This window comes from Lachnospiraceae bacterium JLR.KK008 (genome assembly GCA_037015955.1).
Classification (GTDB): domain Bacteria; phylum Bacillota; class Clostridia; order Lachnospirales; family Lachnospiraceae; genus VSOB01.
The window spans coordinates 301,479-313,570 of record CP143548.1 but is presented as its reverse complement, the minus strand read 5'-3'; the positions used below and the strand labels follow the sequence as shown (position 1 = coordinate 313,570).

At 50.3% G+C, this 12,092-nt stretch carries 8 protein-coding genes and 1 riboswitch; of the genes, 1 reads left to right on the top strand and 7 read right to left on the bottom strand.

The window, feature by feature from the left end:
- The 5 genes from pfkA to V1224_01515 all read right to left on the bottom strand — a co-directional run bounded on the left by pfkA (window position 1) and on the right by V1224_01515 (window position 9,314).
- Complete coding sequence (pfkA, locus tag V1224_01535; GenBank protein WWR16164.1) at window positions 1-975, bottom strand: 6-phosphofructokinase; 975 nt, start codon at window positions 973-975, stop codon at window positions 1-3.
- Between the two features lie 94 nt (window positions 976-1,069).
- A complete protein-coding gene (locus V1224_01530; protein WWR16163.1) occupies window positions 1,070-4,546 on the bottom strand; it encodes a DNA polymerase III subunit alpha in 3,477 nt (1,158 codons plus the stop codon).
- 286 nt (window positions 4,547-4,832) lie between these two features.
- Window positions 4,833-6,020, bottom strand: coding sequence for a methionine adenosyltransferase (metK, locus tag V1224_01525; protein ID WWR16162.1), 1,188 nt, complete (start codon window positions 6,018-6,020; stop codon window positions 4,833-4,835).
- Window positions 6,021-6,182: 162 nt separating this feature from the next.
- A riboswitch (SAM riboswitch) is annotated at window positions 6,183-6,279 on the bottom strand.
- Between the two features lie 65 nt (window positions 6,280-6,344).
- Window positions 6,345-7,637 (bottom strand): UDP-N-acetylglucosamine 1-carboxyvinyltransferase, encoded by a 1,293-nt coding sequence (locus V1224_01520; protein WWR17402.1) that lies wholly within the window; start codon window positions 7,635-7,637, stop codon window positions 6,345-6,347.
- A 108-nt stretch (window positions 7,638-7,745) separates the two neighbouring features.
- Window positions 7,746-9,314 (bottom strand): M23 family metallopeptidase, encoded by a 1,569-nt coding sequence (locus V1224_01515; protein WWR16161.1) that lies wholly within the window; start codon window positions 9,312-9,314, stop codon window positions 7,746-7,748.
- A gap of 144 nt (window positions 9,315-9,458) precedes the next feature.
- Between V1224_01515 and V1224_01510 the strand changes: the two genes are divergently transcribed.
- On the top strand, window positions 9,459-10,676 hold the full coding sequence (locus V1224_01510; protein ID WWR16160.1) for a DNA polymerase IV: 1,218 nt from the start codon (window positions 9,459-9,461) through the stop codon (window positions 10,674-10,676).
- Between the two features lie 3 nt (window positions 10,677-10,679).
- Here V1224_01510 and V1224_01505 read toward each other — a convergent pair whose 3' ends face one another.
- Both V1224_01505 and V1224_01500 read right to left on the bottom strand, forming a co-directional pair.
- Window positions 10,680-11,243 (bottom strand): flavin reductase family protein, encoded by a 564-nt coding sequence (locus V1224_01505; protein ID WWR17401.1) that lies wholly within the window; start codon window positions 11,241-11,243, stop codon window positions 10,680-10,682.
- A 25-nt stretch (window positions 11,244-11,268) separates the two neighbouring features.
- Window positions 11,269-12,033 (bottom strand): hypothetical protein, encoded by a 765-nt coding sequence (locus V1224_01500; protein ID WWR16159.1) that lies wholly within the window; start codon window positions 12,031-12,033, stop codon window positions 11,269-11,271.
- Window positions 12,034-12,092 lie beyond the last annotated feature (59 nt).

Below are 12,092 nucleotides of genomic sequence, written 5' to 3'. Positions count from 1 at the left end.
CTATACAGATAACACACGGCTGACTTCAAACTGATATTCATTAATATCTTTCTGCATCGCCAGTGCTTCTTCAATATCAAAATCCAAAAACTCACCGTGCTGATAACCGACTACCCGGTTGGTCTTCCCTTCACACAGTATATCCGCCGCATACGCTCCCATGATAGATGCATAAAACCGGTCTTTACATGTAGGGCTGCCGCCTCTTTGCATGTATCCGAGAATGGTCGCACGCGTCTCTACGCCGGTCGCCGCCTCGATCCTGCGGGCCATGGAAGTGGAATGTCCGATCCCCTCCGCGTTGATGATAATATGATGCTTCTTGCCCTTTTTCCTGTTGCGGATAATGTTATTGATAATTTCCTGTTCATTGTAATCATACTTTTCCGGGAGAAGAATATCTTCCGCGCCGTTTGCCACGCCGCACCAGAGCGCGATATAACCTGCATTCCGCCCCATGACTTCAATAATGCTGCATCTCTCATGCGAAGAAGAAGTATCCCGCACTTTGTCAATCGCATTCATGGCCGTATTGACAGCCGTATCAAATCCGATCGTATATTCCGTACAGGCAATATCCAGATCGATTGTTCCCGGCACACCGATCGTATTGATCCCATGCCGCGCAAGCGCCTGTGCGCCCCGGTAAGAACCGTCGCCGCCGATCACGACCAACCCGTCGATCCCGTGCTTTTTGCATATCTCCGCGCCCTTTTCCTGTCCTTCCTCCGTGCGGAATTCATGACATCTGGCCGTACCCAGCACCGTACCGCCCCGCTGGATCGTGTCGGAAACATTGCATGCTTCCATATCTATGATTTCTTCATTCAAAAGACCCTGATAGCCCTTTTTGATCCCTTTTACTTTCACTCCGTTGCTGAGCGCTTTCCGGACGACCGCACGAATAGCCGCATTCATTCCCGGCGCATCGCCGCCGCTGGTCAACACACCAACGGTTTTAATTTCCTTTGCCATGCCGATTCCTCCTCCTGCCGTTTTCTCAAAATATGCTGCAATTTCTTTTATTCTAAACGTTTTTTTCCGCGATTTCAATCGTATTTATCACAATTTATACGACTTTTACATTCTCTTCACCCCAGACATCGACAAGCGCCCGCAAGAGCAGCGCATCCGCCCGCACGCCCATATTCGCCGGCAGTTTTTTGATCGATTTCGGATTTTCAATGTAAATCGTCACCCGGTCTTTGCCATCGGACTCCTGCAGCATCGAAAGCAATCGTTTCTCACCCTCCGTATAGTCCTCCATCGATGCAAACTTCACCCACAGCGTCTTTGGAACCTCATCAAAAGTAGTGATCTGTTCACAGATCAGTTTGCCATCTCTCTCGTCATCAACGGAAACCCGGCCTTTGATGAACACTTTATTATCCACAACGAGCGCGGCAGAGTTTTTCTCATAATCTCTCGGGAATACAATGACTTCCACACTGCCTGCCAGATCCTCCACCTGTAAAAATGCCATTACCTTGTCATTTTTCGTATATTTTATTTTTTTCTCCGTAATGATACCGCCGATCGTCGCGCTGCTGCCATCCTGCAAAGGTACGGCGCCGCTTTCCTCGTCCAGTTGGAACGAAGAAGTCATGGCAGTTATATGCTTCTTCCAGATTGCCTCATATTCTTCAAGCGGATGTCCGCTGATATAAATGCCCAGCACTTCTTTTTCAAAAGCCAGCATCATCTCTTTCGAATACTCTCCCACATCCGGCAGCTGAATGTCATAGCTCTCCTTCTCCTCTTCCTCTGCCAGATCAAACAGCGTCAGCTGTCCGGCCATATTATTTTTCCTGTCATGCTGAATGTTCTCCAGTACCCGTATATAAATACTCATGAGCTGCTTTCTCGTCCCATCGAGACTGTCAAAAGCGCCGGCCTTGATCAGATTTTCAATCCCTCTTTTATTGAGATCGGTCCCCGTTACACGTGTGATAAAATCTTTGAGATTTTTATACGGCCCTCTCTCCTTCCGCTCATCGACGATCACACTGATCACGCCCTTGCCGATACTTTTGATCGCAGTCAGCGCATAGCGGATCGCATTGCCCGATACGGAAAAGGCTGCCTCACCGGCATTGATGTCCGGCGGCAGGATAGAGATCCCCATGCTGCGGCATGTCATAATATATTCCGATACTTTTCGCGGATTGTCGATCACAGATGTCAGCAGCGCCGCCATAAATTCCAGCGGATAATAATGTTTCAGCCAGGCGGTCTGATAGGAGACAACCGCGTAACAGGCGGCGTGAGACTTATTGAACGCATATTTGGCAAAATCCATCATATCGTCATAGATCCGGCTGGCAATCTGTTCGGGTATCCCGTTCGCGATACAGCCGGGCACACCTTCCTGCGGATTGCCGTATATAAAATTGGCCCGCTCCTTCTCCATCACAGCCTGTTTTTTCTTACTCATGGCCCTGCGCACCAGATCACTGCGCCCCAGCGTATATCCGCCGAGATCGCGGACGATCTGCATCACCTGCTCCTGGTAGACGATACAGCCATATGTAGGCTGCAGGATCGGTTCCAGCTGCGGGCAGGAATAGGCAATGTCGTCCTTATTATTTTTCCCCTTGATATATTTGGGGATAAAGTCCATCGGTCCCGGACGGTATAGAGAAATGCCTGCGATGATGTCCTCCAGGTTCTGAGGCTTCAGCTCTTTCATGAAACTTTTCATGCCGCCGCTTTCAAGCTGGAACACGCCTTCATTTCTGCCTGTCCCGAGAGCGTCCAGCACCGCTTTGTCATTAAAGTCTATACCCCCGGCATCAATCGTGATCCCCTTGTTGTTTCGTATGTTGTCGATCGTATTCTGAATGACTGTCAGCGTGCGCAGTCCCAGAAAATCCATCTTTAAAAGCCCAAGTTCCTCCAGCGTCGTCATCGTAAACTGTGTCGTCACCGAACCGTCAGATCCTCTGGAGAGCGGTACGAACTCGTCCGCGCTCTCCGGACAGATGACGACACCTGCCGCGTGCATCGACGTATGCCGGGGCAGACCTTCCAGTCTCTTGCACATCGCGATCAGCTCACTGACCTGCGCATCGCTTTCGAGCAGGCTGCGAAACTCCGGGTTGATCTCCAGCGCCCGGTCGATCGTAATATTCAGCTCATTGGGCACCATCCGGGCGATGGTATCCACATAGGAATACGGCAAATCCATCACGCGCCCCACGTCGCGAATCACACCTTTGGCCGCCAGCGTACCAAACGTGACAATCTGTACAACCTTATCTTTTCCGTACTTCTCTCCCACATAGTCGATGACTTCCTGACGGCGCTCATAGCAGAAGTCAATATCAATATCCGGCATCGACACCCGCTCCGGATTGAGAAAACGCTCAAACAGCAGATTATAACGGATCGGATCAATGTCCGTGATGCGCAGACAGTACGAGACGATACTGCCCGCGGCGCTCCCTCTGCCCGGCCCTACCGCGATACTGTTACTCTTCGCATAATTAATAAAGTCCCAGACGATCAGGAAATAATCCACATACCCCATGTTCTTTATGACACCGAGCTCATAATCCAGGCGCTCCTTCAGGGTCATTCCGGTCTTCGCCTTGATCTCTTCCTCATCCTGTCCGCCGTATCGTGCCTCCAGTCCTCTATAGCACAGATCATTCAGATATGTCCAGGAAGTAAAGCCTTCCGGAACTTCGAATTTCGGCAGCTTCGTCACCCCGAATTCGATCTCCACATGACAGCGGTCCGCAATCCTCTGCGTATTTTCCACTGCTTCCCAGGCATAGGGAAACAGACTTTTCATCTCTTCTTCACTTTTTACGTAGTACTGCCCTCCTTCATAGCGCATTCTGTCTTCATCGGCCAGCTTCTTACCTGTCTGAATGCACAGAAGTATATCATGCGGCTTCTCGTCCTCCGCATAGGTATAATGGACATCGTTTGTAACAACCAGCGGAATCTCCAGCTCCTTGCTGATCTGCATGAGTGCGGTATTGACCGTCCGCTGCTCGGGAATCCCATGATCCTGAAGCTCCAGGAAATAATTGCCTTTTCCGAAGCAGTCCTCATACTTCCGGGCAGCCTTCTTCGCCTCCCCGATCAGTCCCTTGGAAATATACCGCTGTACTTCTCCCGCCAGACAGGCCGAGAGCGCTATGATCCCCTCATGAAACTCCTGCAGCACTTCCATATCCACCCGGGGCCTGTAATAATACCCTTCCGTAAACCCTCTGCTCACGAGCTTGACCAGATTGGCATAGCCCGTCTGATTCTCCGCCAAAAGCACAAGATGATAATAGCGGTCCTCACCACCCGTCAGCTCCTTGTCAAAGCGGGAATTTGGTGCCACGTACACTTCACAGCCAAGAATCGGCCTGATACCCGCCTCCTTCGCTGCGCGGTAAAAGTCTACGACGCCATACATAACTCCATGATCGGTGATGGCAGCGCTGTCCATACCCAGCTCCTTTACCCGTTTCACATATTCTTTTATTTTATTGGAACCGTCCAGCAGCGAATATTCCGTATGAACGTGTAAATGTGCAAATGCCATGGTCTGTGTCTCCTGTATGGTGATCGTGTCATTGATGCGTGCGCTAGACGTACAGTCCGGCCCGCATCCGCTATGCTTTCGTGAATATGATACTATGCCCTGCGGACATGATAGCTGACGCCATCCGGCAGGTATAATAGCTATCGATATTATATCACAAGTCGCCTGAAAACTTAAGTCTTCAGGCAAAACACCGCCTTTTGTCTGCACATAATCCATGCCAGACAAAAGACGGTGTCCTCATCTGAACTGTTTCTCCGGGCGGCGGTCCGCCCAAAGCATCAGTTTACATATATTTCTTTAACTCATCAGCCTTATCCGTTTTCTCCCACGGAAGATCCAGATCGTTACGTCCGAAATGTCCATAGGCCGCTGTCTGCTTATAGAGCGGACGGCGCAGATCAAGCATTTTGATGATGCCTGCCGGACGCAGATCAAAATTGCTGCGTACGATCTCTACCAGCTTTTCATCGGATACCTTACCTGTGCCAAAGGAATCCACCATCACGGAAGTCGGCTGTGCCACGCCAATCGCATAAGACAACTGGATCTCACATCTCTCGGCAAGTCCTGCCGCCACGATATTTTTTGCCACGTAACGCGCCGCATAAGCCGCAGAACGGTCTACCTTTGTGCAGTCTTTACCGGAGAAAGCGCCGCCGCCGTGACGTGCATAGCCGCCATAAGTATCCACGATAATTTTACGTCCCGTAAGGCCGGCATCACCGTGAGGTCCGCCGATGACGAAGCGTCCCGTAGGATTGATAAAGAATTTTGTTTCACTGTCAATCAGCTCCTGCGGCAGGATCGGGTCAAACACATACTTTTTGATGTCCTCATGGATCTGTTCCTGTGTCACATCCGCGTCATGCTGCGTGGAGAGAACGACTGCCTCCAGCCGTTTCGGTTTTCCGTTTTCGTCGTATTCCACGGAAACCTGGCTCTTTCCGTCCGGACGCAGATATTTTAATGTGCCGTCTTTTCTCACTTTTGTAAGCTGCAGTGCAAGTTTATGAGCAAGCGAGATCGGATATGGCATATACTCCGGTGTCTCATTTGTGGCATATCCAAACATCATGCCCTGATCGCCGGCTCCGATTGCCTCGATCTCGGCATCGGACATTCTGTTCTCCTTTGCTTCCAGCGCCTTATCGACACCCATGGCAATATCCGAAGACTGCTCGTCGATCGCCACCATTACAGCGCAGGTATTGCCGTCAAATCCATACTCCGACCTGTCGTAGCCAATCTCCTTTACCGTATCGCGTACAATCCTCTGGATGTCCACATATGCGTTGGTCGTGATCTCTCCTGTGACAAGTACGAAACCCGTACATGTCGCTGTCTCACAGGCTACACGGCTCATCGGATCCTTTTCCATCAGCGCATCAAGGATGGCGTCGGATATGGCGTCACACATTTTATCGGGATGGCCCTCTGTGACAGATTCTGAAGTAAATAAAAGTTTTTCCATCTGTTTTTCCTCCTGAAATTAAGTTGTGCACGCGAGCGGGCTGCCAGGCAGTTATTTTCACTCTGCGCGCTGTGTATTTTCTTTATTTCATAGAATGCACTGATCTATGAAATAAAAAAGCCCGCTGGATAAGCGGACTTGTCAGTTTGTGATATGCAAATCCTCTTATTGTTCGATCTACTCGCTCAGGTTGGCACCTTCCTTACGGGGTTGCCGTGGCTTCTCAGGTCCTATGTACCTCCACCACTCTGAATAAGAGAAATAACCAATATGGAATTTTTATATCAACATCAGCATACACCTGTGTATATGGATTGTCAATAGCTATCCGACTCGCAGACGGAATTTCTGCAATGCCTTCTCCGTGTCTATCATCTCGATCTGTGCGCCGAGGCTTGTCAGTTTCTGCGGGAAATCCTCATACCCTCTCTCGATATAACGGATCTCGTCGATCGTCGTCACGCCTTCCGCCGCCAGTCCTGCCAGAACAAGCGCTGCGCCGGCACGAAGATCCGGAGCCGAGATGCCCGCTCCCGTATACCGGTCCACACCATTGATGATCGCCGTATTGCCTTCTACCTTAATGCTGGCTCCCATACGGGTGAGCTCGTCCACATATTTAAAGCGATTTTCGAAAATACTCTCGGTCACGATGCTTGTGCCGCCTGAAAGCCCAAGCGCAACCGCTATCTGCGGCTGCATATCCGTCGGAAATCCCGGATAAGGCAGTGTCTTTACATGTGTGTGATTCAGTCTTCTGGACGCCACCACACGCACCGCATCATCTGACTCCTCAATCTCGCAGCCGATCTCCAGAAGTTTTGCGCTGATCGACTCCAGATGTTTGGGAATCACATTCTTTACAGTAATATCACCTTTCGTCACAGCCGCCGCAAACATAAACGTACCCGCTTCAATCTGATCCGGAATAATCGTATATTCGGTCCGGTGCAGCCTGGACACCCCTTTGATGCGGATTACATCCGTACCGGCGCCTTTGATATTGGCGCCCATACTGTTGAGGAAATTGGCCAGGTCGACGACATGCGGCTCCTTCGCCGCATTCTCAATGATTGTCTGCCCCTCTGCCATCACTGCCGCCATCATTACATTGATCGTAGCGCCCACCGTCACCACATCCATGTAAATATGGCTGCCTTTGAGCTGCTGCGCCTCAGCAATGATCAGACCATGCGCAATGCTGACACTGGCCCCCAGAGCCTTAAAGCCTTTGATATGCTGGTCGATCGGCCTGCTGCCGATATTACATCCTCCCGGAAGCGCCACTTCCGCTTTTCTGCGCTTGCCGAGAAGCGCGCCGAGAAGATAATAGGAAGCGCGGATCTTTTTAATATAATCGCCGTCAATGATCAGATTGTGTATCTGGGAACCATTGATCTTTACTGTATGCCTGTCTACCCGGTCCACCAGTCCGCCGATACTGGAAATCGCCTGTAACAGCACGTTCGTATCGCGCACATCGGGCATATTCTCTATCACTACCGTCTCGTCCGTCATCACGGAAGCCGCCAGAATCGCCAGCGCCGCATTCTTAGCCCCGCCGATCTCCACTTCCCCAACTAACGGATTTCCGCCTTTAATCGCATATTGTTCCATCATTCAACCTCTGAAATATTTAAAAAACTATAGTAAAGTATACCACATTTCTTATATTTGTAAAGCCAGAAGAATTTATCATCAGCACCGGCAGCTTCTTTTTATCGTTTATGACAAATAATTAAACGGATTGACCTGGGAACCGCCGATCAATATTTCAAAGTGGACATGAGGCCCCGTACTCCTTCCGGTATTTCCGCTGAGGGCGATCTTCTGTCCCTGCGATACCTTCTGCCCCGCCTTGACAAGGACCTTGCTCAGATGTCCGTAGCGGGTCTGCCTGCCGTCGCCGTGATCGATATAGACGACATAACCATAGCCGCTTCCCCAGCCCGCCTTCGTGACCGTTCCGCTGCAAGAGGCCATAACGGCAGTTCCGATCGGCGTCGCCCAGTCGATGCCTTTGTGATTGGAAGAGGCTCCTTTTGTCGGTGATTTTCTTCTGCCGAATCCGGATGAGAGTCTCCCGCCCGAAATCGGTTTGATATAGGTAGGCGGTATTTTTGTTCCCCGTTCAACGATTTTGGGAACCGCCGCCATCGTCACTTCTTCTTTCTGTATCTCCCGTCCGGTTTCCGTATCGTTGCGGTAAGAGACAATCGCCACGACCTGTCTGTGCCCCGCGGACGGTTCCTGCCGCGTCACCTGATCCGTCGTGTACCAGTCGTCGTTATCCACATAGATCACTTCCGCGTCATAGTCTTCTTCATAGTACTCCTGTTCCTGACGCACGACGGACAGCTCCGGCTCCGGAGAGGTAACGATAATCTCGTCGCCCACGCGGATCGTGGAACTCTCATCCTCGATCGTCGGATTCATGGCAATCAGCTTGTCCATACGCAGACCGTTGTCTTCTGCGATCTGAGAAAGCGTGTCTCCCGCCACTACTTCGTATATTTTATTCTTCTCCTGCTCTTTTGTCACCTGATCGATCGCTTCCGGAAGCGATGTCAATTCCTCCGCCGGCAGATATGCCTCCACCACTTCCACCAGATCGCCATACGCCAGCGAGATAAGTCCCAGCTCATAATCCCCAAACTCCTTCTCCCGGTCTGGTTCTATCATTTCGAACGCCTGATTCAGACATGCCTCCGCACCGACTTCCTTGCGAAAGTCTCTGTCCTCCTCTTCTTTTTTCTGTTCCTCATCCAGGTCTACGATTTGCGTCGTCAACACATTCAATTCTCTGGATGGGTCCATGACGAGCCGGGCGCTGTAATTGCCCGTTGTGTCATATTTGTCCAGCACCGCATCGAGCAGATCCAGCACTTCCTGAGAGCTTGCCAGGTTGATCGTATAATCATTGATCTTGACCGTATAGGACCGATGCAGTGTCTCCTTCTCGTTCTCTCTCATCACCTGTGCCATATTGGCAATGATCGCTTTGTCAGAATCCACCTTTCCGAACCATACTTCCTCGCCCTGCACCTCTACCTGTGCGTCGACCATCACAAGGCTGTCTCTCTCTCCGGCAATCTGCAGACGTGCCCTGCGCACATAATCGTCCACATCTTCCGCTGCGCTGCTTCCGACCGCCACACCGTTCAATGATATGTGAAATATATTATTTCCCGTACTTTCCAATTTCATATAATGTGGCAGAAAGAATGCGCTGACAATAATTGCCAGTCCCCATCCTTTGAGTAACGCCCATCTGTTCTTTTTTGAAGTCTTCATATTCTGTTAACTTTCCGGAATCCTCCGTATTGTATTCTTCACGTAAGTCGTGTAACATTTTTGTAACAGATTTATTCTAACAGTTAATATTTTACTTGTAAAGAAATTTCCAAATTTGTAAAATAGTTGTCGGAGGCAGATGTCATGAATCGGATTATTTTTCATATTGATGTAAATTCCGCATATTTAAGCTGGACTGCCCTTGAACGGTTAAAAGCAGGGGACCCGACAGATCTGCGGCAGATTCCCGCCATTATCGGTGGAGACATGGAGAAGCGGCACGGTGTGGTGCTGGCCAAATCAATTCCCGCAAAAAAATACGGCATCCAGACAGGTGAACCGGTCGTAAACGCATTTCGGAAGTGCCCCTCTCTCGTGATGGCTCCGCCGGACCACAGCCTGTACGCCAAATGTTCTCAGGCGCTGATGGATTATTTATATGATGTCTGCCCTGATATTGAGCAAGTCAGCGTTGACGAATGTTATCTGGATTTCACACCGGTCTCTCACAGATACCCTTCGCCGCAGGCGTGTGCCGACAGGCTGCGCCAGGAAATATTCCGCCTGTTTCAGTTTACTGTGAATATCGGGATCTCGGACTGTAAAGTGCTGGCAAAGATGGCTTCTGATTTTAAAAAGCCGGATCTGACACATACCTTGTTTCGAGATGAGATAGAAAAGAAAATGTGGCCTCTTCCTGTCTCCTCCTTATACATGTGCGGAAGATCCAGCGTCGAGGCGCTGAAAAAACTGGAGATCATCACAATCGGCGATCTCGCTCATGCCGACCCCCTTATTTTAGAGGCGCATCTGAAAAGTCATGGCCGTCTGCTGTGGGAGTATGCAAACGGTATCGATGACTCTGCTGTTCTCGCAGGGCCGGAAAAAGCCAAGGGAATTGGCAATTCCATCACCCTGGCGCAGGATGCCGTGACATTTGAGGATGCAAAGACAGCGCTGCTCTTCCTCGCAGAATCGGTGGCATCACGTCTGCGCACAGAAAATCAGTGTGCTCTGACCGAAGCGATCGAGATTAAGTATGCGGATTTTCAGACCGTCTCTCATCAGACCACGTTTCCGTCGCCTGTAGACACTGACCGGACGATCTACGAGACCGCCTGTAAACTGTTTCAGGAAACGTGGAACAACAAGCCGGTAAGACTGCTTGGCATCCGCACCGCAAAGCTGTGTGACGCGGAGGAACCTACCCAGCTTTCCCTGTTCGATCTCGATCAGACACAAATATCGCCAAAGCAGCATCGGTTAGATGAAGCGATTGACGATATTCGAAAACGTTTTGGAAAAAATTCAGTTGTGCGTGGCAGTCTGCTCGGAAAAAAGGATACCTACAAAAAGCATTGAGCTCTATTTCTTTCTCACACTGTAGCCAAATGTTCCCAGCGGTCTGCCGAGCGTATAATAAGTCCCGTGTGAGTAGACGATCGGCTCCGCTTTCGCCAGGTCAAATCTGCCCTTCTCGTCCATATAGTCTTCCCTGGCATGGACAGCAACCACTTCAGCCAGAAACATATGGTGGCTTCCCAGTTCCTGTCTGTCCGTCACTCTGCACTCCAGATTGACCGGACTCTCCTGAATAAGCGGCGCTGCCACATGTTTCCCTGACACTGGTGTCAGGTTCATAGTCTTCCACTTGTCTACCTCTCTGCCGCTTCTGACACCACAATAGTCCGTGGCCAGCGCCAGTTCCCGCGTCGTCAGATTGATCACAAACTCCCCGCTTTCACAGAGCATGGAATAAGAATAGCGCTCCGGCCGCACGGAGATCGATACCATCGGTGGATCGGAACATATCGTGCCCGTCCAGGCCACAGTAAACACATTTTTCCGCCCGTCCTTCGCACACACGCTTACCAGCACCGCCGGCAGAGGATAGAGCATATTTCCCGGTTTCCAGATCTGTCTGTCCATCGTGCCCATAAAAAATCCTTCCCTCTCACATCAGACCAAAGGCCTGTGCAATCACGACCCCCAGGCTGCCTAATGATGCCAGAAGTGTCAGTATGACAAAAATACACAGCGTCCGGTCCCCTTTTTTGCTCTCTCCGATCGTATTGTCTATTCTGCCGCTTAGTATTTCTGTCTGATTTTTCAGTTCTTCCATCAGCACTGCCTGCACATTTCTATACACTTTGACGCTTTCTTTGTGCATGAAATCTTCCAGTCCTTCATTTGCGGCTGCCAGCTTTTTCCGGCTTTCCTCCGCAAGCTCTCCATTCCTGGCCAGAACGGACTTCACTTCTTCCAGAGCAATACTCATCTCTTCATGAATGTCTTTTACTTCTTCACGAATACCGCTGGTCTCTTCCCGGACGTTCCTGATTTCTCCCTGAACATTTTTCATTTCACCCCGGGCATTTTCTGCCTCCTGCTGGGCCTGTCTCGTCTCCTCCCGCACTGCTTTTATTTCCTCTCTGACGGCTTCTATCTGACCAACATGCTCGTCCTCTTTCTCCTTTTTCTCGCCGATCTCCGTGATCGCCTGCCTGGTCAGATTATTCACCTGGTCTGCCAGAGCCCGCACCTGCTCTGCCGCTTCTATATTTTTCAGATTCAGCCTGCGCATTTCCTCCAGACACTCATCGTATGCCTTTATCTGCTCTCTCAGCCTGTCCATCTCTTTCGCTTCCGCCTGTGCATTTGCCTTGATGATCTCCTGAGCATTAAAGCGCTGCGCCAGCTTATCAATAAAATTGTCCATCCATATTCCTCCGAACGCGATCGTTGTCTTTCTGTATCATAACTATATATTTCGTTCAT